Annotated in this window: 15 protein-coding genes, 14 tRNA genes and 3 rRNA genes; 29 read left to right on the top strand and 3 right to left on the bottom strand. The window is 38.5% G+C overall.

Annotation, left to right across the window (positions count from 1 at the left end):
* Positions 1-42: 42 nt before the first annotated feature.
* The gene (locus tag AC4BB5_RS10935; protein ID WP_490456165.1) at positions 43-822 is read right to left on the bottom strand and encodes an ABC transporter ATP-binding protein; all 780 of its coding nucleotides are present in this window, start codon (positions 820-822) and stop codon (positions 43-45) included.
* A 158-nt stretch (positions 823-980) separates the two neighbouring features.
* On the opposite strand from AC4BB5_RS10935, the gene AC4BB5_RS10930 reads away from it, so the two are divergent.
* The 23 genes from AC4BB5_RS10930 (at position 981) to AC4BB5_RS10820 (ending at position 15,176) form a co-directional block, all read left to right on the top strand.
* Entirely contained in the window at positions 981-1,547 is a 567-nt protein-coding gene (locus AC4BB5_RS10930; protein WP_490456164.1) for a YceD family protein, read from the top strand.
* A 59-nt stretch (positions 1,548-1,606) separates the two neighbouring features.
* A complete protein-coding gene (gene rpmF, locus AC4BB5_RS10925; protein ID WP_010763436.1) occupies positions 1,607-1,786 on the top strand; it encodes a 50S ribosomal protein L32 in 180 nt (59 codons plus the stop codon).
* Between the two features lie 244 nt (positions 1,787-2,030).
* Positions 2,031-3,452, top strand: coding sequence for an NADP-dependent phosphogluconate dehydrogenase (gene gnd / locus AC4BB5_RS10920; protein WP_490456163.1), 1,422 nt, complete (start codon positions 2,031-2,033; stop codon positions 3,450-3,452).
* A gap of 149 nt (positions 3,453-3,601) precedes the next feature.
* Complete coding sequence (locus tag AC4BB5_RS10915) at positions 3,602-4,288, top strand: response regulator transcription factor (RefSeq protein WP_010765234.1); 687 nt, start codon at positions 3,602-3,604, stop codon at positions 4,286-4,288.
* Positions 4,289-4,299: 11 nt separating this feature from the next.
* Complete coding sequence (locus tag AC4BB5_RS10910; RefSeq protein ID WP_490456162.1) at positions 4,300-5,802, top strand: HAMP domain-containing sensor histidine kinase; 1,503 nt, start codon at positions 4,300-4,302, stop codon at positions 5,800-5,802.
* A gap of 626 nt (positions 5,803-6,428) precedes the next feature.
* Positions 6,429-7,989 (top strand): 16S ribosomal RNA (locus tag AC4BB5_RS10905).
* Positions 7,990-8,072: 83 nt separating this feature from the next.
* Positions 8,073-8,145: transfer RNA gene (locus AC4BB5_RS10900), tRNA-Ala, on the top strand.
* Positions 8,146-8,325: 180 nt separating this feature from the next.
* Positions 8,326-11,237, top strand: a 23S ribosomal RNA gene (locus AC4BB5_RS10895).
* Between the two features lie 97 nt (positions 11,238-11,334).
* Positions 11,335-11,450, top strand: a 5S ribosomal RNA gene (gene rrf, locus AC4BB5_RS10890).
* The 16S, 23S and 5S rRNA genes sit together here with 14 tRNA genes alongside, the layout of an rRNA operon.
* 7 nt (positions 11,451-11,457) lie before the next feature.
* Positions 11,458-11,531: transfer RNA gene (locus AC4BB5_RS10885), tRNA-Asn, on the top strand.
* A 47-nt stretch (positions 11,532-11,578) separates the two neighbouring features.
* Positions 11,579-11,667, top strand: a tRNA-Ser gene (locus AC4BB5_RS10880).
* Between the two features lie 20 nt (positions 11,668-11,687).
* Positions 11,688-11,759: transfer RNA gene (locus AC4BB5_RS10875), tRNA-Glu, on the top strand.
* Positions 11,760-11,771: 12 nt separating this feature from the next.
* A tRNA-Val gene (locus tag AC4BB5_RS10870) sits at positions 11,772-11,844 on the top strand.
* Positions 11,845-11,853: 9 nt separating this feature from the next.
* Positions 11,854-11,927 (top strand) — tRNA-Asp (locus AC4BB5_RS10865).
* 18 nt (positions 11,928-11,945) lie between these two features.
* Positions 11,946-12,018 (top strand) — tRNA-Phe (locus tag AC4BB5_RS10860).
* A gap of 3 nt (positions 12,019-12,021) precedes the next feature.
* Positions 12,022-12,102, top strand: a tRNA-Tyr gene (locus AC4BB5_RS10855).
* A gap of 9 nt (positions 12,103-12,111) precedes the next feature.
* Positions 12,112-12,182, top strand: a tRNA-Trp gene (locus AC4BB5_RS10850).
* 12 nt (positions 12,183-12,194) lie between these two features.
* Positions 12,195-12,267, top strand: a tRNA-His gene (locus AC4BB5_RS10845).
* A gap of 29 nt (positions 12,268-12,296) precedes the next feature.
* Positions 12,297-12,369: transfer RNA gene (locus AC4BB5_RS10840), tRNA-His, on the top strand.
* A 15-nt stretch (positions 12,370-12,384) separates the two neighbouring features.
* Positions 12,385-12,456 (top strand) — tRNA-Gln (locus tag AC4BB5_RS10835).
* Positions 12,457-12,489: 33 nt separating this feature from the next.
* A tRNA-Cys gene (locus AC4BB5_RS10830) sits at positions 12,490-12,560 on the top strand.
* 16 nt (positions 12,561-12,576) lie between these two features.
* Positions 12,577-12,660, top strand: a tRNA-Leu gene (locus AC4BB5_RS10825).
* 68 nt (positions 12,661-12,728) lie between these two features.
* Positions 12,729-15,176: a bacterial Ig-like domain-containing protein gene (locus AC4BB5_RS10820; RefSeq protein WP_490456161.1), complete on the top strand. Its 2,448-nt coding sequence runs from the start codon at positions 12,729-12,731 to the stop codon at positions 15,174-15,176.
* 76 nt (positions 15,177-15,252) lie between these two features.
* On the opposite strand, the gene AC4BB5_RS10815 is transcribed toward AC4BB5_RS10820, so the two are convergent.
* The gene (locus AC4BB5_RS10815) at positions 15,253-15,789 is read right to left on the bottom strand and encodes a PadR family transcriptional regulator (protein WP_490456160.1); all 537 of its coding nucleotides are present in this window, start codon (positions 15,787-15,789) and stop codon (positions 15,253-15,255) included.
* Positions 15,790-15,914: 125 nt separating this feature from the next.
* Here AC4BB5_RS10815 and AC4BB5_RS10810 point away from each other — a divergent pair, with 125 nt between their 5' ends.
* Positions 15,915-17,114, top strand: a complete 1,200-nt coding sequence (locus AC4BB5_RS10810) for an MFS transporter (protein ID WP_490456159.1) — start codon at positions 15,915-15,917, stop codon at positions 17,112-17,114.
* Between the two features lie 241 nt (positions 17,115-17,355).
* Here the strand turns inward: AC4BB5_RS10810 and AC4BB5_RS10805 are convergent, their stop codons facing one another.
* Positions 17,356-20,016, bottom strand: coding sequence for a sigma-54-dependent transcriptional regulator (locus AC4BB5_RS10805; RefSeq protein WP_490456158.1), 2,661 nt, complete (start codon positions 20,014-20,016; stop codon positions 17,356-17,358).
* A gap of 252 nt (positions 20,017-20,268) precedes the next feature.
* Here AC4BB5_RS10805 and AC4BB5_RS10800 point away from each other — a divergent pair, with 252 nt between their 5' ends.
* The 5 genes from AC4BB5_RS10800 to licT all read left to right on the top strand — a co-directional run bounded on the left by AC4BB5_RS10800 (position 20,269) and on the right by licT (position 24,383).
* Positions 20,269-20,604, top strand: coding sequence for a PTS lactose/cellobiose transporter subunit IIA (locus AC4BB5_RS10800; protein ID WP_490456157.1), 336 nt, complete (start codon positions 20,269-20,271; stop codon positions 20,602-20,604).
* Between the two features lie 24 nt (positions 20,605-20,628).
* Positions 20,629-20,931 carry a PTS sugar transporter subunit IIB gene (locus tag AC4BB5_RS10795; RefSeq protein WP_490456156.1) on the top strand — a complete coding sequence of 101 codons (303 nt, stop codon included), beginning with the start codon at positions 20,629-20,631 and terminating at the stop codon, positions 20,929-20,931.
* 23 nt (positions 20,932-20,954) lie between these two features.
* Positions 20,955-22,214, top strand: coding sequence for a PTS sugar transporter subunit IIC (locus AC4BB5_RS10790; protein ID WP_490456155.1), 1,260 nt, complete (start codon positions 20,955-20,957; stop codon positions 22,212-22,214).
* Positions 22,215-22,223: 9 nt separating this feature from the next.
* Positions 22,224-23,279 carry a tyrosine-protein phosphatase gene (locus AC4BB5_RS10785; protein WP_490456154.1) on the top strand — a complete coding sequence of 352 codons (1,056 nt, stop codon included), beginning with the start codon at positions 22,224-22,226 and terminating at the stop codon, positions 23,277-23,279.
* A 267-nt stretch (positions 23,280-23,546) separates the two neighbouring features.
* A complete protein-coding gene (gene licT / locus AC4BB5_RS10780) occupies positions 23,547-24,383 on the top strand; it encodes a BglG family transcription antiterminator LicT (protein WP_490456153.1) in 837 nt (278 codons plus the stop codon).
* Positions 24,384-24,415 lie beyond the last annotated feature (32 nt).

The following is a 24,415-nucleotide window of genomic DNA, read 5'->3' as shown; positions in this document are numbered from 1 at the left end:
AAAAGTTAGAGCAACGCTCTAACTTTTTTGTTTGACGATTATTTACTTTGGATAAACAGCAAATCGTTCGTCCTTTAAAGGGATGATTTGAATGGGTTCTGAGTAAAACTCTGCAAATGTTTCTTCATTAAATAATTCTTTTTGCGTTCCTTTGGCAAAAATTTGTCCATCTTTCAATAGCATTAAATGATTGAAACACGGTAGGATCTCTTCGGTGTGATGTGTGACATAGAGCAATGTAGGATGATTTTTTTGCTTGGCGATGTTCTGAATTTGAGACAGGAGTTTTTCTCGAGCAAATAAATCTAAACCATTGCAAGGTTCATCTAGAATCAACAATTCTGGATTTGCCATTAAGGCTCTTGAAATCAAAACTAGTTGGCGTTCTCCTTGGGATAAAACTTCATATTTCTTCCCAATAAGAGAATCTCCACCAGCATTTTTTAAGATTTTCTTTGCTTGTTCTAGTTCGTTATCAGTATAATGCTGATAGATTCCAATACTAGCAAATTTTCCGGAAAGAACAATTTTTTCAGCAACCTCCCAATTTTTCATCCGATACTGTAAAGCTGTGCTAACACAACCGATTCGACGCTGTAGCTCTGGTATTGAAGCTCGGCCGAATACTTGATCTAAGACTTCCAAGCGTCCTTTTGACGGCCATAAGTAGCCACAAATCAACTGTAAAAGTAGTGTTTTCCCAGCTCCGTTGAGACCAAGAATAGCCCAGTTTTCAGATGTGCCGACTGACCAGTTAACGTTATTTAACAACGTCTTTTTATCCCGAATAAAAGAGACGTCTTTAAACTCAAAAGCTTTCATACTAACTCCTCCTTTGCATTATTTTACCATTAAAAACCAAGAATAGAATAGAAGACTTTGAAAAAAGTTGAAAGAAGAAAACACTGTCAAGAAAATTTCATTGACAAAGCTTTCAAACCCTTGTATAATTGCTTTTGTTGCGTTATGAGGTGATGAATATGAAATGGTCTTTACTGGAACTAAACAAATACAAAGACAAACCATGTGAATTTTCAGAGACACTTGATTTAAAAGAGTCTTTACTGAAAAGAGACAATTTAATTCTAGATGTTAGTCCTGTTAAAGCAACTGGGATATTAACAGTAGGAAAAGAAGAGTATTTGCTGCACTATAGAATCGATGTTATTGTAACAGTGCCATCTTCACGTTCTTTAACACCTGTTCCTCTTGCTCTTGCGATTGATGTGGATGAGGTTTTTATGACTTCGGAACAATATCAGCAAAGAGATGAACGTTTGGCAGATGAAGAAATTATTTTGTTGGAAAAACCAACGATTGATTTAGATGAATCTGTCGAAGATAACATTCTTTTATCTATTCCGATTCAAGTATTGTCAGAAGAAGAACAAACAAGTCAAGATATGCCAAAAGGCAATGACTGGGAAGTTCTGTCAGAAGAAGAGTATGAACAGAAAAGACAAGTTGAAGCACAACAAACAATGGATCCTCGTCTTGCTAAATTATCTGAATTATTTAATGAAACAACTGAAGATGACGATAACTAGTAAGATTGGAATATATCGTGCATTTTATGCACACATCTTTACAAGGAGGTGGAACACCAATGGCAGTACCAGCTAGAAGAACTTCAAAAGCTAAAAAGGGCAAACGCCGTACTCATTACAAATTAACTATTAAAGGTTTGAATGCATGTTCAAATTGTGGTGAAATGAGAAAAAGCCATCACGTATGTCCAGCATGTGGTCATTACGATGGAAAAGACGTAATCTCTAAAGAAGCATAAAACATTTTTTAGAAAATGTTAAAATCCCCTAGGCTAACCATGGAGCCTAGGGGATTTATTTTAGTTAGCGAGAACTATTTTAATCGACATTTCTTTGTAATTGTCCAAAATCGAAAAAATAAACAAGAATAAATAAAATTATTCGAACTATTTTGTTTTCATATCAAGCATTCTACGTTATAATGATGTAGATTATAAGAAAGTTCTAATGAAGTTCTTTTCTAAGATAGTGGGAGGATACAAGATGACAAAACAACAATTTGGTGTAGTCGGAATGGCCGTGATGGGAAAAAATCTGGCATTGAATATAGAAAGCAGAGGATACTCAGTTGCTCTATTTAATCGTACAGGTTCAAAGACAACGGATGTCGTGGAAGAACATCCAGATAAAAATTTTAAAGCGACTTATACTATTGAAGAGTTTGTAGACTCTATCGAAAAACCTCGCCGTATTATGTTGATGGTGCAAGCTGGTTTTGCGACAGATGCGACCATCCAGGAATTATTACCTCATTTAGATAAAGGGGATATTTTGATTGACGGTGGGAATACATTCTTTAAAGATACGATTCGTAGAAACGAAGAATTAGCGAATTCAGGAATCAATTTCATCGGTACTGGTGTTTCAGGTGGTGAAGAAGGTGCGTTAAAAGGACCTTCAATTATGCCTGGGGGACAAAAAGAAGCGTATGAATTAGTTGCTCCAATTTTAGAAAAAATTTCAGCTAAAGCAGAAGATGGCGAACCCTGTGTGACTTACATTGGCCCAAATGGTGCCGGTCACTATGTTAAGATGGTACACAACGGTATCGAGTATGGCGACATGCAGCTGATTGCTGAGTCGTATGACTTAATGAAAAATATTCTTGGCGTTTCTGTTGATGAGATGGCTGAGATTTTCAAAGAGTGGAATCAAGGAGAACTAGATAGTTATCTTGTAGAGATCACAGCAGATATTTTAACTCGAAAAGACGATGAAGGGACAGGTAAACCAATCGTTGATGTGATTATGGATGCTGCCGGAAATAAAGGAACAGGTAAGTGGACAAGTCAAAGTGCATTGGATTTAGGTGTACCATTACCGCTGATTACGGAATCTGTGTTTGCACGTTATATCTCTGCGTATAAAGATGAACGCGTAAAAGCAAGTAAGGTATTAGCTAAACCTGAAACTCCTGCTTATCAAGGTGATAAAAAGGAATTAATCGAAAAAATTCGTGAAGCTTTGTATTTCAGTAAAATTATGAGTTATGCACAAGGATTTGCTCAATTGCGTGTTGCATCAGAAGATTACGAGTGGGACTTGCCATTTGGTCAAATCGCTAAAATCTGGCGTGCAGGCTGTATCATCCGTGCTCAATTTTTACAAAAAATCACAGATGCATACGATAAAAATCCGACAATCGAAAACTTATTATTAGATGAATACTTTATTGATATTACTAAAAAATATCAACAGTCTGTTCGTGATGTTGTATCAATTGCTATTCAAGCGGGTGTTCCAGTTCCAACTTTTGCATCAGCGATAGCTTACTATGATTCTTACCGTTCAGAACGTTTGCCAGCAAATCTGATTCAAGCTCAAAGAGACTATTTTGGTGCTCATACGTATCAACGTACTGATAAAGAAGGCACTTACCACTATAGTTGGTATAACGAAGAATAATAAGTTGGAAAACCATGGGATTCAAAGATTTCTCATGGTTTTCTGTCTGTTATTAAGGAGAAAACAGGTTGTTGCTAGCTTTTTGAGTTAAAAGTGGGTATAATGGGTAGGCTTTAAGATAGCTTTTAAAGAGAAAGGACAAATAACCAATGAGTAATATTCTAATTATTGAAGATGAAAAGAACTTAGCACGTTTTGTAGAGCTGGAGCTGAAACACGAGGGTTACACTACAGAGGTTCACTACAATGGACGTACTGGTTTAGAAGCGGCTTTAAATAATGATTGGGATGCTATCCTTTTAGATTTGATGTTGCCTGAATTGAATGGACTTGAAGTTTGTCGTCGTGTACGTCAAGTGAAGAACACACCAATTATTATGATGACTGCACGTGATTCTGTGATTGATCGTGTATCAGGTTTAGATCATGGAGCAGACGATTACATTGTTAAACCATTTGCCATTGAAGAATTATTAGCACGTTTACGTGCGTTACTTCGCCGAATCGATATTGAAGGTGATAAAAATGTGGCGAAACAAACAACGATTACATATCGTGATTTAACAATCGAAAAAGAGAACCGCGTTGTCCGTCGTAATTCAGAAATGATTGAATTGACTAAACGTGAATATGAGTTACTTCTAACATTAATGGAAAATGTAAATGTTGTACTAGCCCGTGACGTACTATTAAATAAAGTCTGGGGTTACGAAACAGAAGTCGAAACTAATGTTGTCGATGTGTATATCCGTTATCTTCGTAACAAAATTGATGTTCCAGGCGAGGAGAGCTACATTCAAACTGTTCGTGGAACAGGTTACGTGATGCGCTCGTGAAGACAATAAAAATGAAAAAAGCAACAAAAAAAGAACTGAAGGGGCCTTCCTTGACCATCAAGTGGGCTTCTGCAAGTTCTTTCTTCATATTTGTTGTATTCACTATTTTTGCAGTAATTACTTATAAATCTTCAGTTAATCTAATCGTTGAAAAAGAACGTGAAAATGTAGAGAGAACTGTTGCTGAAGTGGGTAATCGATTAGCGAATGCAGAAGGAAATTTGACGGTTTCAGATGCCTATGAAAAACTAAAAACTCCAAGTGTGGATGAGAATGATCTAGATAACAAAAAGATATCTGTAGAAGGATCATTGATGGAAATGGATAGTATGATTTCTGAGTTAGGGCAACCAGCCTTATTCTTGTCTGTTTATGACACGAAAGGGACACTAATTTTTGAAACACAGAAAGCACAAAATCAGTTGCTAAAAAAAGAAAAACAGTCAGCTGAAATCAAAACTATAGATGATAAGACAGGATTTTTGATGATTCAGCCAATCCATTCCAAAGAGAATAGGGAGACGGTTGGTTATATACAAGCTTTTTATGAGCTGTCTTCTTTTTACGATATTAGAAATCGTTTGTTGTTAACATTATTTGTACTAGAAGGTATCTCCTTGATTTTAAGTAGCATATTAGGATTTATTTTATCGTCATACTTTTTAAAACCATTGAAAGTATTAAGAGACACAATGGATACTATTCGGAAAGATCCTCAATCAGATATTCATATGCCGGATATTCATTCCAATGATGAGTTGGCTGATCTTGCAGAGATCTTCAATGAAATGTTAGACCGTATGAGACGTTATATTGAACAACAAGAGCAGTTTGTGGAGGATGTTTCTCATGAATTGCGTACCCCAGTTGCGATTATTGAGGGGCATCTGAATTTATTGAATCGTTGGGGAAAAGAGGATCCAGAAGTTTTAGACGAATCTTTAGAAGCCAGCTTGCAAGAGATTGTTCGTATGAAGAGTCTGGTTCAAGAAATGTTGGACCTATCACGTGCAGAACAAGTAGATGTTCAATATTCAAATCATACATCAAATGCTAAGCAAGTCGTATATCAAGTGTTTAATAACTTTAAAATATTATACCCAGATTTTGTTATTACTTTAGATGATGATTTGCTGTATGAAGTAACTTTAGGTATCTATCGTAATCATTTTGAACAACTTTTGATTATTATTTTGGATAATGCAGTTAAGTATTCAACAACTCGCAAAGAAGTTCATATTTCTATTTCGAAAACATTGAATGAGTTTGAAATTGCTATTCAAGATTTTGGTGAAGGGATACCAGAAGAAGATTTGGAGAAAATATTTAATCGTTTTTACCGTGTTGATAAAGCAAGAGCCCGCAATAAAGGTGGGAATGGTTTGGGGTTATCAATAGCCAAACAATTAGTTGAGAATTACAAGGGAAGAATAGATGCTGAAAGCGTCGTTCACCAAGGGACGATATTTCGAATTTATATTCCAATAGTAGATAAAGATGAAATAGTAAAGTAGGAGCATATATGCTCCTACTTTTTTTGTGACTTAACCGAATAATCTGATCTTCATAAATTGAAACATATCGGAAAAAGCGAATGGTTGTATCAAGTTTATACGGTTTGTTCGTTATCGAAAAAAAGAATTGAAAATAGGCATTTTCTAGTTGCTTTTTACGATAAGTCTTGTTATATTTATACATGTTCTTGTGAGTGAGCCTATATGAGGATAAGTGGAAAAAAATCTTTTTTTTATGCTTGACGTAGGTAATACAAACATGATAGAATAACAAAGTTGTTAATTTAAAACAGCAAAAACACCTTGGAAAATCAGGAAGAAAGTTGTTGACAAATAACAAACGACCTGGTAAACTAATGAAGTTGTCGCAAAACATTCGATAACATCAAGCAGAAAAAAACTTTGAAACTTTTGAAAAAAAGTATTGACATCAAATCGAAGATTTGGTATGATATAAAAGTTGCTGCGAGGTGGCACAGTAGACCTTTGAAAACTGAACAAAGTAAGACGAACCAAATGTGTAGGTTGTTTTTACAACGGTAAAAACAAACAACAATTTTTAACAAAGCGAAGCAATATGCTAGCAAACAAATGAGCTTAACAATCTTCGGATTGTGTTCAACTTTTATTATGAGAGTTTGATCCTGGCTCAGGACGAACGCTGGCGGCGTGCCTAATACATGCAAGTCGAACGCTTCTTTTCTACCGAGTGCTTGCACTCATTTGAAAAGAGGAGTGGCGGACGGGTGAGTAACACGTGGGTAACCTACCCATCAGAGGGGGATAACACTTGGAAACAGGTGCTAATACCGCATAACAGTCGACACCGCATGGTGTTGATTTGAAAGACGCTTTCGGGTGTCACTGATGGATGGACCCGCGGTGCATTAGCTAGTTGGTGAGGTAACGGCTCACCAAGGCCATGATGCATAGCCGACCTGAGAGGGTGATCGGCCACACTGGGACTGAGACACGGCCCAGACTCCTACGGGAGGCAGCAGTAGGGAATCTTCGGCAATGGACGAAAGTCTGACCGAGCAACGCCGCGTGAGTGAAGAAGGTTTTCGGATCGTAAAACTCTGTTGTTAGAGAAGAACAAGTAGGAGAGTAACTGCTCTTACCTTGACGGTATCTAACCAGAAAGCCACGGCTAACTACGTGCCAGCAGCCGCGGTAATACGTAGGTGGCAAGCGTTGTCCGGATTTATTGGGCGTAAAGCGAGCGCAGGCGGTTTCTTAAGTCTGATGTGAAAGCCCCCGGCTCAACCGGGGAGGGTCATTGGAAACTGGGAGACTTGAGTGCAGAAGAGGAGAGTGGAATTCCATGTGTAGCGGTGAAATGCGTAGATATATGGAGGAACACCAGTGGCGAAGGCGACTCTCTGGTCTGTAACTGACGCTGAGGCTCGAAAGCGTGGGGAGCAAACAGGATTAGATACCCTGGTAGTCCACGCCGTAAACGATGAGTGCTAAGTGTTGGAGGGTTTCCGCCCTTCAGTGCTGCAGCTAACGCATTAAGCACTCCGCCTGGGGAGTACGACCGCAAGGTTGAAACTCAAAGGAATTGACGGGGGCCCGCACAAGCGGTGGAGCATGTGGTTTAATTCGAAGCAACGCGAAGAACCTTACCAGGTCTTGACATCCTTTGACCACTCTAGAGATAGAGCTTCCCCTTCGGGGGCAAAGTGACAGGTGGTGCATGGTTGTCGTCAGCTCGTGTCGTGAGATGTTGGGTTAAGTCCCGCAACGAGCGCAACCCTTATTGTTAGTTGCCATCATTCAGTTGGGCACTCTAGCGAGACTGCCGGTGACAAACCGGAGGAAGGTGGGGATGACGTCAAATCATCATGCCCCTTATGACCTGGGCTACACACGTGCTACAATGGGAAGTACAACGAGTCGCTAGGCCGCGAGGTCATGCAAATCTCTTAAAGCTTCTCTCAGTTCGGATTGTAGGCTGCAACTCGCCTACATGAAGCCGGAATCGCTAGTAATCGCGGATCAGCACGCCGCGGTGAATACGTTCCCGGGCCTTGTACACACCGCCCGTCACACCACGAAAGTTTGTAACACCCGAAGTCGGTGAGGTAACCCTTGTGGAGCCAGCCGCCTAAGGTGGGATAGATGATTGGGGTGAAGTCGTAACAAGGTAGCCGTATCGGAAGGTGCGGCTGGATCACCTCCTTTCTAAGGAATATTACGGAAACTTACACATTCGTCGATACTTTGTTCAGTTTTGAGAGGTTTACTCTCAAGTAAATAAGTACCATGGGGCCTTAGCTCAGCTGGGAGAGCGCCTGCTTTGCACGCAGGAGGTCAGCGGTTCGATCCCGCTAGGCTCCATTAGTAACCGTTAGGTTACTACTATTGTTCATTGAAAACTGGATATTGAAGTAAAAAAAGTAATCAAAACAAACCGAGAACACCGCGTTGAAGAGTTAATTAACTGTTCGAAGCTTATTTTATTGGTGACGCCTCTATCGCTAGAGAAACGAACCAAACAAACTGACCGTAAGGTCATAAGGTTAAGTGAATAAGGGCGCACGGTGGATGCCTTGGCATTAGGAGCCGATGAAGGACGGGACTAACACCGATATGCTTTGGGGAGCTGTAAGTGAGCTATGATCCAGAGATTTCCGAATGGGGAAACCCAACATCTTTTATAGGATGTTACTATTCAGTGAATACATAGCTGGATAGAGGTAGACGCAGAGAACTGAAACATCTTAGTACCTGCAGGAAGAGAAAGAAAATTCGATTCCCTGAGTAGCGGCGAGCGAAACGGGAAGAGCCCAAACCAACAAGCTTGCTTGTTGGGGTTGTAGGACTCCGTTGTGGTAGTCTGTCAAGATAGTCGAAGAACCTGGAAAGGTTCGCCAAAGTGGGTAATAGCCCCGTAGACGAAATGTTGGCAACACCTAGGAGGATCCTGAGTACGGCGGAACACGAGAAATTCCGTCGGAATCCGCGGGGACCATCCCGCAAGGCTAAATACTCCCTAATGACCGATAGTGAACCAGTACCGTGAGGGAAAGGTGAAAAGCACCCCGGAAGGGGAGTGAAATAGATCCTGAAACCGTGTGCCTACAACAAGTCAAAGCCCGTTAATGGGTAATGGCGTGCCTTTTGTAGAATGAACCGGCGAGTTACGATTGCATGCGAGGTTAAGGTGAAGAGCCGGAGCCGCAGCGAAAGCGAGTCTGAATAGGGCGAATGAGTATGTAGTCGTAGACCCGAAACCATGTGATCTACCCATGGCCAGGTTGAAGGTGTGGTAAAACGCACTGGAGGACCGAACCCACGTACGTTGAAAAGTGCGGGGATGAGCTGTGGGTAGCGGAGAAATTCCAAACGAACTTGGAGATAGCTGGTTCTCTCCGAAATAGCTTTAGGGCTAGCGTCGAAGTTAAGAATGATGGAGGTAGAGCACTGTTTGGACTAGGGGCCCATCTCGGGTTACCGAATTCAGATAAACTCCGAATGCCATTCATTCATATTCGGCAGTCAGACTGCGAGTGATAAGATCCGTAGTCGAAAGGGAAACAGCCCAGACCACCAGCTAAGGTCCCAAAATATATGTTAAGTGGAAAAGGATGTGGGGTTGCACAGACAACTAGGATGTTGGCTCAGAAGCAGCCATCATTTAAAGAGTGCGTAATAGCTCACTAGTCGAGTGACCCTGCGCCGAAAATGTACCGGGGCTAAACATATTACCGAAGCTGTGGATCACACCTCTGGTGTGATGGTAGGAGAGCGTTCTAAGGGCGTTGAAGGTCGATCGTGAGGACGGCTGGAGCGCTTAGAAGTGAGAATGCCGGTATGAGTAGCGAAAGACGGGTGAGAATCCCGTCCACCGTATGACTAAGGTTTCCTGGGGAAGGCTCGTCCGCCCAGGGTTAGTCGGGACCTAAGCCGAGGCCGATAGGCGTAGGCGATGGACAACAGGTTGATATTCCTGTACCAGTTGTTTTTGTTTGAGCAATGGAGGGACGCAGGAGGCTAAGGAATGCATGCGACTGGAAGTGCATGTCCAAGCAGTAAGTCTTGAGTAGAGTCAAATGCTTTACTCTATACGGACAAGCTGTGATGGGGAGGGAAATAATAGTACCGAAGTTCCTGATGTCACACTGTCAAGAAAAGCTTCTAGTGAGAAAACAACTGCCCGTACCGTAAACCGACACAGGTAGTCGAGGAGAGTATCCTAAGGTGAGCGAGCGAACTCTCGTTAAGGAACTCGGCAAAATGACCCCGTAACTTCGGGAGAAGGGGTGCTGACTTCGGTCAGCCGCAGTGAATAGGCCCAAGCGACTGTTTATCAAAAACACAGGTCTCTGCAAAATCGAAAGATGAAGTATAGGGGCTGACGCCTGCCCGGTGCTGGAAGGTTAAGAGGATGGGTTAGCTTCGGCGAAGCTCAGAATTGAAGCCCCAGTAAACGGCGGCCGTAACTATAACGGTCCTAAGGTAGCGAAATTCCTTGTCGGGTAAGTTCCGACCCGCACGAAAGGCGTAACGATTTGGGCACTGTCTCAACGAGAGACTCGGTGAAATTTTAGTACCTGTGAAGATGCAGGTTACCCGCGACAGGACGGAAAGACCCCATGGAGCTTTACTGTAGCTTGATATTGAGTGTTTGTACCACATGTACAGGATAGGTAGGAGCCGATGAACCCGGAACGCTAGTTTCGGTGGAGGCGCTGGTGGGATACTACCCTTGTGTTATGAACCCTCTAACCCGCACCACTTATCGTGGTGGGAGACAGTGTCAGGTGGGCAGTTTGACTGGGGCGGTCGCCTCCTAAAGAGTAACGGAGGCGCCCAAAGGTTCCCTCAGAATGGTTGGAAATCATTCGCAGAGTGTAAAGGCAGAAGGGAGCTTGACTGCGAGACTTACAAGTCGAGCAGGGACGAAAGTCGGGCTTAGTGATCCGGTGGTTCCGCATGGAAGGGCCATCGCTCAACGGATAAAAGCTACCCTGGGGATAACAGGCTTATCTCCCCCAAGAGTCCACATCGACGGGGAGGTTTGGCACCTCGATGTCGGCTCGTCGCATCCTGGGGCTGTAGTCGGTCCCAAGGGTTGGGCTGTTCGCCCATTAAAGCGGCACGCGAGCTGGGTTCAGAACGTCGTGAGACAGTTCGGTCCCTATCCGTCGCGGGCGTTGGAAATTTGAGAGGAGCTGTCCTTAGTACGAGAGGACCGGGATGGACTTACCGCTGGTGTACCAGTTGTTCTGCCAAGGGCATTGCTGGGTAGCTATGTAGGGAAGGGATAAACGCTGAAAGCATCTAAGTGTGAAGCCCACCTCAAGATGAGATTTCCCATTTCTTTAAGAAAGTAAGACCCCTCAGAGATGATGAGGTAGATAGGTTGGAAGTGGAAGTGCAGTGATGTACGGAGCGGACCAATACTAATCGGTCGAGGACTTAACCAAAGAAACGAAATAAAAAAGTTTTTCGGACTGTTTGATTACCTTACTTCAATCCAGTTTTGAGTGAATAATCACTCAATTGAATAGCAACAACACCCAGTGTGGTGGCGATAGCGAGAAGGATACACCTGTTCCCATGCCGAACACAGAAGTTAAGCTTCTTAGCGCCGATTGTAGTGAAGGGTTTCCCTTTGTGAGAGTAGGACGTCGCCACGCTGATTATTCCGGCATAGCTCAGTTGGTAGTAGCGCATGACTGTTAATCATGATGTCGTAGGTTCGAGTCCTACTGCCGGAGTTCCTTAATATAGGATTTATGAGTAATATTTTGCTTCTTTTAACTCTGGAGAGTTGTCCGAGAGGCCGAAGGAGCATGATTGGAAATCATGTAGACGGTAAACACTGTCTCAAGGGTTCGAATCCCTTACTCTCCGTATTAAGTTTTTATTTTATTGGCCCGTTGGTCAAGCGGTTAAGACACCGCCCTTTCACGGCGGTATCACGGGTTCGATTCCCGTACGGGTCATTTATATTTTTTGGAGGTTTAGCTCAGCTGGGAGAGCACCTGCCTTACAAGCAGGGGGTCGGCGGTTCGATCCCGTCAACCTCCATTAAATTACGGTTTGGTAGTTCAGCTGGTTAGAATGCCTGCCTGTCACGCAGGAGGTCGCGGGTTCGAGTCCCGTCCAGACCGTTAGTATCATATTTATTTGGCGCAGTAGCTCAGTTGGTAGAGCAACGGATTGAAGCTCCGTGTGTCGGCAGTTCGATTCTGTCTTGCGCCATTTGGAGGAATAGCGAAGTGGCTAAACGCGACGGACTGTAAATCCGTTCCTTAGGGTTCAGTGGTTCGAATCCACTTTCCTCCATTACATAGTAGGGATATAGTTAAACGGTATAACTACGGTCTCCAAAACCGTCATTGTGGGTTCGATTCCTACTATCCCTGTTAATATTTATGGCGATTGTGGTGAAGTGGTTAACACAGCGGATTGTGGTTCCGCCATGCGTGGGTTCGATCCCCATCAGTCGCCCTTAGTATTAATTTATTATTTGTTTTATGGCGATTGTGGTGAAGTGGTTAACACAGCGGATTGTGGTTCCGCCACGCGTGGGTTCGATTCCCATCAGTCGCCCTTAGCTTTAATTTTTGGGGTATAGCCAAGCGGTAAGGCAACAGGTTTTGATCCTGTCATGCGTTGGTTCGAATCCAGCTACCCCAGTTTTCTCTTATAGAGATTATTTATTTAGAATATGGCGGTATAGCCAAGTGGTAAGGCAGAGGTCTGCAAAACCTTCATCACCGGTTCAAATCCGGTTACCGCCTTACAAATCTATTTAATGCCGGCGTGGCGGAATTGGCAGACGCGCTGGACTCAAAATCCAGTGCCCGCGAGGGCGTGCCGGTTCGACCCCGGCCGCCGGTATAAGTAATATATCAACGTTTTCAAACGTTGATATATTTTTTTTTAGTATATTAGTAGAAGAGGTTATTATGAAAAAAATAAAAATTTATTGCTTATTTATTTTACTAATAAGTTATACTTGTCCAGTATTTGTGAATGCAGAAACGATAATAGATGATTATAAATTAGATGAGCCGATAGAAAAAAATACAGAAGTCGTGGTAGAAAATGAGCCAGAGAGCACCATCGAAAATGATGACAAAAACACTGAAATTACTACATCTCAGGAAAAACCTGAAATGGATAATTTAGAAAATGAAAGTGAGATAGAATTATCGGATGGAACAAAACAAGAAAATAATGAACAAAACTTGAGAGTAATCATAGCTACAGGCTTGTTTGGTACGAGTAAATGGCAAATTGATAATACTGGAGTGTTACATATTGGTAGTGGTGAATTTATAAATACTAAAAATAGTTCGCCTTGGTTTTTGTACAGAAATCAAATTAATAAAGTAGTTTTTGATGGTCCTGTAAAAGCTAGCAGCAATTCTTCCCATTTATTTTCAAATTTGGATCGTGTTACCGAATTCGAAAATTTAAGTGAGCTTGATACGAGTGCTGTTACATTAATGAGAGATATGTTTTCCAATTTATCTAGTTTAAAAAGTTTGGATTTATCGAATTTTAATACAAGCAAAGTAACTGACATGGGTTTTATGTTTACCTACATGAGTAGTTTAGTAGACTTAAATGTATCAAGTTTTGATACAAGTAATGTAGTATATATGAGAAGTATGTTTTTAAATACCCAAAATATTGGAAGCTTGGACTTATCAAGTTTTGATACAAGTAGTGTAGAAGATATGAGTGGGATGTTTTATGGAAGCGGAATAAAACATCTAGATATCACTCATTTTAATACAAGTAATGTGGATGATATGAGCGGGATGTTTAGTAATCTTACCTTGGATAGTCTCGATTTATCTAATTTTAACACAGAAAAAGTAAGAAATATGAGTGATATGTTTAGTTGGAGTGCGATAAATGATTTAGATGTATCTAATTTTAATACTAGCCTGGTAAAAAGCATGAGTGATATGTTTAGCGAAACTCAAATGAGTCGCTTAGATTTATCGAATTTTGATACAGGAAACGTAACGAATATAAATAATATGTTTAGCAATAGTAAAATCAATAGTCTTGATATTTCTAGTTTTGATACGAGCCGAGTTGTTTATATGTATGAGATGTTTGCAAGAATGAACGAACTTAAGCATATTAATCTAGGTGAAAACTTTCAATTTAAAGATGAAGTAACACTGCCAGCTCCAAGTAATTCTTTACCTTATTATGGTAAATGGCAAAGGGATCATAAAGGAGAGGCATATACTTCAGATGAGTTAGCAGAGCAGTACGATGGCTTAACAATGAATGGAAATTATTATTGGGCTGAAAAACAACCAACGCTAGAAGTTAGAGACTCTATAATTTATGAGGGAGATACTTGGGATCCAATCGATAATTTTATTTCAGCTGCTGATGAAGATGGTAATATACTTCCGTTCTCCTCATCTATGACTACGGATAGTGTAAATACTGATATTCCAGGAAGCTATGAAGTCACCTATAGAAATGGTACTATGTCAAAAACAATTATAGTAATTGTAAAAGAGAACCTAGAAACGCTTGATGCGAAAGATTCAATGATTTATGTTGACGATACATGGAAATCAGAAGATAATTTCCTTTCAGCTACTAATAGAGATGGGCAAAGTATAGAATTTAATACAAGCATGACAGCAGATATTGTGAATACAAGCATTCCGGGAATCTATCATGTGACCTATACAAACGGAAGATCATCTAAAACAATTGAAGTGATTGTAAAAGAAAATAAAGAAAGTATCAATGCAAATGATTCCATTATTTATGTAGGAGATGACTGGAAAGGTCATGATAATTTTGTATCAGCGACTGATAAGGATGGGAATGAATTGTCGTATAATGACGCTATGTTAACTGGCGTTGTGGATACGAAAACTCCAGGAATATATAGTGTTGATTATACGAATGGTCAAGCTAAAAGTAAGATAGCTGTGACTGTAAAAGAGAATCAACTAAGTATTCAGGCAAATGACTCAACTATTAAAGTTGGTGACCGTTGGAAAGCTGAAGACAATTTCAAAGGGGCAACTGATAAAGATGGGGGTCAAATAAGCTTCAAAGATATTACCGTAATTGGGAATGTCGATACTTCAAAAGCAGGAAGATATGAAATAACATATGCTTATGACACCGTGGTTTTGACCGTTGTTGTGTTTGTCGAAGAAAATAACAAAGAAATTAATGGTGATAAAGATAACTACGCAAATAAAGATGAAATCAATCTGAAAAATCAAAATACTACCAAAAAGATTACTAATCGTTTGTTTCCTAAGACAGGCGAACAAAATCATCTGTTTCTTGTGATATTTGGGTTATTTATTTCTATGTTATCAGTTATCCTGTTAAATTTACGAAAAGATGTTCTATAGACAACAAAAAGATGAAAAAGGAGGAAAGACACTGAAATGTTTTTCCTCCTTTTAGTATATAAATAGGATCAAGTTTCTAGATTGACTGAAATAATTGTTCAATCTGTTCTTCCGCCCACTGACACCAACGCAGTTCTTCTTCGCAGATACGTATTCTTCTTTGGATAACAAGGAAACGCCCAAAATTTTTTTTCTGTTCAACAGGATCGCTTAACAATTCGATTTGTTTTTGCTTTTCTTGGTTTTGTTTTAGGATTTTTAATTGGTGCTGCTTTCTTTCAAAGAGCAGTCCTTTGACGGTATTTTTGTCTAAGATAGAAGCTACGTATATTTTTGCTAGAAACTCATCTTTTTGAGAGGGCTCTTTGGTTTCTTCTTGAATCCAGACGTTAACGATTTCTTCCCCCTTTTTTGTTAGATGGTAGATTTTTTTTTGAGAATGGGTATCATCATTTTCTACTGATACATATCCTTCTTTTAAAAGTTTCGCTAGAGACGTGTAAATTTGACTGTGATGTGCTTCCCAGAAAAGAGTTAGGTATTGCTTTAATTCATAACCCGTACAAGGTTTTCTAACTAACATACAAAGTAAAATATAACTAAGAGTATTCATTTGAAGCTAGTCTCCTTTTCTTCATTTTTCTTTATTATACCACAAAAATATATGTTCTTATAAACATGTAAATATTGACATGTTTATTTTTTTGTAGTATCTTTTTATAGAAAGAAGGGAATCGAATGGAAGAAACAGAGATTTTAGAAGAACAAGAGGAGATTGTGAATAAGGCAGGTCTTCGGTCTGCTTACGCAGTCGCATTTACATGTATGATTGCATTTATGGGAATTGGTTTAGTTGATCCTATATTAAAGACAATTGCTCGTCAATTAAATGCAACGCCAGCTCAAACAACGTTATTGTTTACAAGCTATATGTTAGTGACCGGTGTTATGATGTTATTTACTGGTTTTATTTCTAGTCGGATTGGTGCAAAGAAAACATTGATTTTTGGACTTATTATTATTATTGGATTTTCGTGTTTAGCAGGTTTTTCTGAAACAATTGAAGGTCTGATTTACTTACGTGCAGGTTGGGGTTTAGGAAATGCTTTATTTATCTCAACTGCTTTATCAGCTATTGTAGGAGTATTAGCAGGTCAAACGGAGAAAGCAATTATTATGTATGAAGCATCAATGGGTCTAGGAATGGCTATTGGTCCGTTGCTAGGCGGTGTATTAGGAAGTATGTCTTGGCGTATGCCATTCTTTGGGGTTGCTACATTGATGCTTATTGCAACTTTTGCGATTGGTTTTTTATTGGCTCCTATAGCCAAACCAAAGAAAAAAGTATCTCTTTGGGCTGGAATCAAAGCTCTAAGTAATCATAAATTACGTTCAGTCGGAATTATCGCACTATTATATAATTTTGGTTTCTTTACTTTACTAGCATACGCACCATTTTTACTTGAAGGATTTTCGGAAATGCAAGTTGGGTTTGTCTTTTTTGGTTGGGGAACGCTGCTAGCAATTGCTTCGGTATTCATCGCACCTATTTTAGAGAAACAGATCAATACGTATCGAACCATTTTACTTGCATTGTTTTTATTCTTTGTGTGCCTGTTCTTTATTGGCTTTAGCGCACAAAAACCTGAATTAGTTGCTCTTGGCGTTATCATGGCAGGTTTTTTTCAAGGCTTGATCAATACACTTTTGACAACTATCGCAATGGAAATACCTGAGATTGAAAGAAGCGTGGCATCATCTTCTTATAGTTTTATTCGCTTTTTTGGAGGAGCGATTGCTCCGTTTATTGCGGGGAAGCTAGGGGAAATTTGGAATACAAGTCTTCCATTTTATTTTGCATCAGTTATGGTCTTGATAGGTCTTGTATTTGTGGTCGTTCATAATCAATACTTTGCTACAGAAGAAGAGTATGAATAGATTTAGTAAAAGAATGCAGTTTTGGTGAACGATAGAAAGAGCCGCTTTCAGAACTGGTAAATGTTCGTTTTCCATTTTAAAAATTATGGATAGTAACTAAAAAAATTAAGTAGAGTCGGAAAATAAAGGGATCGAATCAATCTTGTATAGTTTAGATTGATCCGACCCTTTATTTGTATAGTTTCAAAATTTCTAAAATCTAAGTCTTAATTGCTATCCTTAATATTTTTGAACGATGAATTTAAATTAATGATTCATTCATAAAAAAAGCAGTAATATAAAAGACTTCATCTGTAGGAATACTAATAGCATAGTAAGCTTCTAAAAAGCGACTATTTTTTTCAACAATGGTAATTTCAGCTGAATATTTTTCCCTAAAAGCAATCGATTGCGGAAAAGTACTGACATTTTTTCCTTGTTTTAAACGGTCGATCATACAAACAATATGACAAGCTAACCCAACTTTTACTTCATAAGAAATAGCAGGATTGATCTCATTCGCCATCATTTCTACCCATTCTCGTATTGACATAATTAAATTTTCGCCATCTTTATAGTCCAACATACTTGCAATATTTATACGCATACCTTCAAAAGCAATTTCATAATCGATGAGTGATTGAATTTTTTCTGTTTTTGTTTCATCTAATGCATCAGTGATCGAAAAATGTGGTGCAGCGAACGGTAATTGAAACGTTCCGATCGTACAGATTATTTTTCCAGATTGGTTTAAATTTGTGATGGTTCGTTCAAGTAATTTTTGATCTGTGATTTGTAGAGATACTATCTCACAGGCAGCACCTCTCAGTTTCAAACGGCTACTTAACATTTTTTTGATCAATTGAGCAGAACCTTCACCTGTAGTACATAAAGTGAGTATATACAATTTTGATGGTTTTTTTTCTTCTATGTTTTTTTTATAGGTAGAAAGACCTCTGATATTTATAGTAGATTCAAATACTTCGTTCAAGCCATAACCTAGTGAGGCTTTTCTGCTCGCTTCTAAGACGTGAAGTGTACTAACTAATTCAATGCAGCGAATTTGGATTTTTAATTTTTTTTCTAACTCATCACTAAAATTAATCAAAGAACCCATATCTACCAGTAAAAGCACATCTTTTAACTGATCTTTGGAAGAAAGATAATTTTGTATATTCGTTAATGCGGTGATTGGTTTTTCCTCGAGAGTCATATCAAAGCCTACTGCTATTTGTTCACCAAGAAGTTTGTTAACGACCGTTGCCATGCTTGTTGCGGTGGATTCACCGTGAGCTACGACAATGACTTCAACTTTCGTTCTTTTTTTGCTTTTATTTTCATCAGTTGTAAAAAATAATGCAAGGAAGCCAACCTCGTCTTCAGGCAGCTGAATGCTGAAATCAGTTTCAATAACAGAAAGGCAGTGTTGAGCCGTTTCAAAATGTCGAGGATGCTCTTGTTTTATCTCAGCAATTCGAGGGTTAATGATAGTTTGGCCTCTTTTTATTCGTTGAATCGTGTTATATAGATGAAGAGAGAGGCCATAACGAACATTATCTGATAAATAAACATTCAATAATCGAGACGCTTTCTCACATACTTTATTCGCGGTTGCAACGATTTCTGAACCAACAATTTGTTCTAAATTAGTTAAATCAATTATTGAATCCGTATCGTACGAGCGATAGTAATTCGTGATCGTGGTATCGATAATCTCAGAAGTTTGTGAAAAATCGAGACCGATCCGTTCCATATCATTCATTTTTTGTTCAATGATTTGGTAAATATCATTTCCTTTTGTATCTTTAGGTAAAAAAAGAGTGGTTTCTTCTTCATTAAAAAGGAAAAAGCGAGTATTCATATTAGGTAGAAGTAACCATATTTTTTTACGATCTTCAGTATTATAAAGGCCTTCACGGATATAATGAGGTAATTCATAACTACTAATTTTAATGGATTCTTCTTGCCGAGCGATGAACTGGGCATATGCTTTTGCGCAGAGAAGCTGAATATCTGCCTTAAGTTGTCCTACATTATTTGGGCAATGGTAACCTAACAATGCACGAATCGTATTCGTCGAAACTTCTATTGGTGTACCTAATTTTTTAGTTTCAGTTTGAAAAAAAGTTGCAATTAAGCTCAATCGTTCTTCTAAACCTCGTTCAGCTAAACTAGGAATTTCGATTCTCATGGGAATTCTACGAATGAACGTTTGCAGTAAAGAAGAGGCAGTATCTTCTGTTGTTGCACAGATTAGTAAAACTTGTGCCTGGCGTTCACTATTGGTCTCACCAAGTCTACGATAAACACCACGATCAATGAAGGTGAACAACATTTCTTGACCTTCTGGAGGAAGACGATGGATTTCATCAAGAAATAGAATCCCCCCATTGGCTTTTTCTAATAATCCAGGTCGATCACTGTCTGCGCCAGTATAAGCACCTTTCAATACACCAAAAATAGAGCCGACCAATAATTGAGGGTTATTTGCATAGTCAGCACAATTGAATGTGACAAATTTAGAATCCGCTTTCACTTTATTTTGAGAGGATGCATAAGTATAGATCAGTTCGGCGAACATACTTTTCCCAACACCTGTTTCGCCAGTTAATAAAATATGCATGCCGTTTGGTGGATACAAAACAGCAGCTTTAGCTTGTTCACCACAGTGAAACAAACTAGGGCTTTTTTTGATGAAGTTGTCTAAAATATTAGTCTCAGTTTTTTCTTTTGGAGTAGTTGAGAAGAAAAAAACAGGCTTAGTTCCGGTTTTTTCTGCTTTTCCTAATTTGACTAACTGATTTAGGTCACTACTGACATTCGCTCGTGTAATGTTTAATTGCTCTGCAAGGATGCTCGCAGTGACTGGTTTTTTTTCAGAATATTGCATTAGTAATTCTGCCACTTTATCGATTCTTTTCATTTTACCCCGACCTTTAATGAATAGTGTGTGTTGTGTTCTATGGTTAGTATAATCGTGTGAAATGAATTAGTCAAAGTCATGTGTTTTATTTTTGACAATGTGTTTTTATATTGGAGTAGAATGTGTTTTAATTCAGTGGAATACGAAACACATTTTAGAAAATCATTGTTTTACCAAGCGTAGGACTGTTTGGCATGTTTATTGCTTATATAACTATGACAACGTAATTAGTGTTTGAAAGGAGAATGTCAAATGATTTCAGAGACAGATGTAATGCAGATCATTGTTTATGCTGGTAATGCAAAGTCACTGGCCATGAATGCAATCAAGGAAGCAAAAGGTGGGGAAATAGCGGGAGCTAAAAAAATGCTGGAAGAAAGTAAGAGCAATCTAAAAATTGCGCATCAACATCATACAGATATTTTACAGAAATTTGCGAACAATCCAGATGAACCAGCTAATATGTTTTTGACTCATGCCCAAGATCATATGATGGCCGCAATCACAGCAACAGATTTTACGAAAGAATTTATTGATTTGCATGAAGAGTTACAAGAAATGCGTATCTTAATTAAACAGAACGCATAAAACTAAATGGAAAAGGTGATTAAGATGAAAATTACATTAGCATGTGCAGGCGGAATGTCAACGGGAATGTTAGTTAAGAAAATGGAAGAGTACGCAAAGTCACAAGGAATCGAAGCAGATATTTCGGCGTGTGGATTAAGTGAGTTAGAAGAACGTGTAGCAGGTTCAGATATTATTTTATTAGGTCCTCAAGTTGGGTACCAGTTGGATGATGTAGAAAAAGAATACCCAACTATTCCAGTACTTGTGATCGAAATGATGGATTATGGCATGATGAACGGAGAAAAAGTCTTTAAGAAAGCTCAAGAAGTGATTGCGTCTAATTAGGGTTAGGTAAAGGAGGAGTACAAATGTCAGAAACGAAAAAAAGTTCATTTACTAATGGGTTGAATGTATTTGTTAATAAGTTTTCAAATAATACATTTGTTAAGAGTATTGCTAATGGAATGATGATGACTCTGCCGATTACTATCGTCGGAAGTTTGACAACTATTATTGGAATGATTCCAGGCTTACCAGAAATTGTTGTGAAGGCCTGTTCATTGGGAACATCAATTTCAAGTAATTTAATTACGATTTACGTGATTATTGGTATTTCAAGTGCAATGGCTAAGGAGAAAAAAGGAGATATGATTTCTTCGATTATTTTGTCATTAGCGTCATTCTTCGTTTTAACCCCAATAACTTCATTTGATATCGGTAAAGAAAAACCAGCGATGGCTTTCGAATTAACCTATTTAGGTTCAAAAGGTATTTTTGTTGGGATGATCGTAGCTTTGGTCGTAACGTGGTTGTTTGCTAAAATGGTAGAAAAACGAATTACGTTCAGAATGCCAGAAAGTGTTCCCACAGCAATTGCTAAAACTTTCGAAGCAATTGTTCCCGCTGCTATTATTTTTATTGTTGTTATTCTAATAAGCACAGCATTTGCTGAAACAAAATTTGGAAATGTTCACGACTTTATTTATACTAATCTTCAAACACCACTTGAATCTTTAGGTGGTTCTATATGGTCTGCACTATTTATTATGTTCCTATCAGAATTATTATGGTTTTTTGGTATTCATGGAAGTATGGTTGTTGGTTCTGTTATCGCTGTTTTATTCACAACTCAAGCATATGCGAATATGGAAGCAGTAGCTGCTGGAGAAGTAGCTACTAATATTATCAATTCATTCTTTTTAGACGCTTTTAAAGGTCCTAGAGCTTTAGCCTTAGCAGTGATTCTTGTATGGATGAGTAGGAGTGAAAAATTCAAGTCGATTGGTAAAATCTCTTTAGTACCAAGTATTTTTGGGATCACTGAACCAATGAAGTTTGGTATCCCAATGATTATGAATGCGGTCATCTTTATTCCATTAACTCTTTCAGCAGCTGTCTGTGTTGGAATTGCTTATTTGGCAACAATCATTGGATTTTTACCTGTAATTAGTGTCAATGTACCTAAAAATCTACCTACCTTCTTATCAGGCTTTATGGCAGCTGGTTGGCAAGGATTGGTTGTTCAGCTGATTCAATTTGTTGTGGTATTATTACTGTATCTGCCATTTATGAAAAAATTAGATAGTCAAGGTGTAGCCGAAGAATCAGCAAATCTTGAGAATAATTAGGAGCGTGAAATGATGCAATCACTTCAAGTAAAAAGAGATGAGGATGGATTAGCAATCTATATTCCTAGCATGGCAAAGCTTCCGGTAAAAGTCTACTCTGGAGCCGATGGCACAGGAAAAACGGATTCTAACTATATAGAATTCACTGAAAAAGGTTGGCAAAAAGTGGTGGACCCTAATCCTAAAAAGCGAACTTACTTCAAATTAAGCGTGAGTTCAGAAACTTTTATTGGAGCAGAACGACGCTTACCATTAAAAAACTTGTATAATTGCCGTGATATGGGGGGATATTTAACGGAAGATGGTCGTTTAACAAGCTGGGGCAAAGTCTTTCGTTCAGATGCACTTCATCAATTAGATGATGAGGAACAGGCTTATATAGAGGCGATGGGTATCAAACGAATTATTGATTTTCGTTCACCAGAAGAAATCGCGAAAGACCCAAATAAATCAATTTCAACCAGTGAGGTGCTTAATTTTAATCCACATGCCGATGTCGCTCAACAAGCTAGTACACAATCAGTTTCTAAAAAGGATGAAGATAAAATCATCCAGTTGGAAAAAATGGTTAAAACTGAAGCAGGTCGAGCTCAATTAATCAAAAATCGTAACGTTATGATTAAACAAATGAAACAATTAGTAGTAGGAGAAAATGCTATTAAAGCATATAAACAATTTTTTGAAGTACTCTTACAAAACTCTGTGACACCATTAATTTTCCATTGCCAAGGTGGAAAAGATCGGACTGGCTGGGCAGCTGCTTTGTATTTAGGGGCACTAGGAGTAGGAAAAGAACAAATCTATGAGGATTACCTGTTGACTGATAAGATGAATGCACCTAGAAATGCCAAAAGAATGGCGATCTACAAAAAATATACAAGTAATGAAGATGTTTTAGCTTTTTTAGCCTCACTTCAGCAAACCCGAAAAGAGTATCTTGATGGTGCGTACACAACTGTAGAAGAGCATTATGGTACATTAGAGAATTACTTAAAAGAAGTGTTAGAAGTAGATGCTAGTCAGTTAGAAACTTTAAAAAGCAGATACTTGTATCCAGTTGGATAGAGAGAATCAGAAAAAGATGAGTAGCAAGAGAGTGTAATAAATCTGTTTTACTATTTATTATTTTACGATAAGTAACAAAAATAGTTGATTTAAGAAATTAGTAGACCTTAAAAACTAAATGTAGTTTTTTCCTTTGTTGACAACGCTTTACTTTCATGTTTTAATAACAAGAGAAATCAAGATTGTTACTGAAATTTCAGGCTATACTTTATTTCTTTTTATCAACATTTAATTAGCTAGCTGATCTAATTTCATTGAGGGGACAATATGGAAGTAAAAAAAGTAATCAATAATAATATTATAAAATCTCTTGATGCCGACGGTCTTGAAGTGCTAGTGATGGGCAAGGGTATTGGCTTTAAAAAAAATATCGGTGATGTCATTGATGATACTCTTATTGAAAAAGTATATACAAGCAATGCCGATTTAAACACAAATAAGCTTACTCAGCTACTAGCAAATGTCCGTTTAGAGCATCTACAGGTGGCAAATGAAATTATTGGTTTTGCAAAAGTTTCCTTAGGAAAAAAGTTGAACGAAAATATCTACTTGACACTAACAGATCATATTGATTATGCGATTGAGCGTCATAATAATGGCTTACCTGTTAGAAATGCACTTCTTTGGGAAATTAAACGTTTTTACAATCATGAATACTTGATAGGAAAAGAAGCGTTAAATATGATTTCCAATCGTTTGGGAATTGTGTTGCCTGAAGATGAAGCGGGTTTTATTGCATTGCATATTGTCAATGCAGAACTAGATTTATCACAAGTCAGTCAAGTCTCTGAAATGACAAAAGTCATTCAAAAAATCATCAATATTGTTAAATATCATTATAAAACTGATTTAGATGAATACACGCTGAATTATGAGCGATTTATTACTCATTTAAAGTTCTTTGTACAGCGATTATTTAGCGGTATAGAGTTGGATAAAGATAAAGATGAAGGTTTCTTGTTTATGTTGAAAGAAAAATATCAAGAAGAATACCTTTGTGCATTGAAAATTCGTGAGTATATTAGCAAAGAATTTGGTCGTGATTTACAAGAAGATGAGATGATTTATCTCACTATCCATATCAGAAGAATTACCAACAATTAAAGGATTGTTACTGTGTTAGAGCAGGCTATACC

The organism is Enterococcus sp. AMC1252, assembly GCF_058216515.1.
This window is presented reverse-complemented; position numbering and strand designations above follow the sequence as displayed.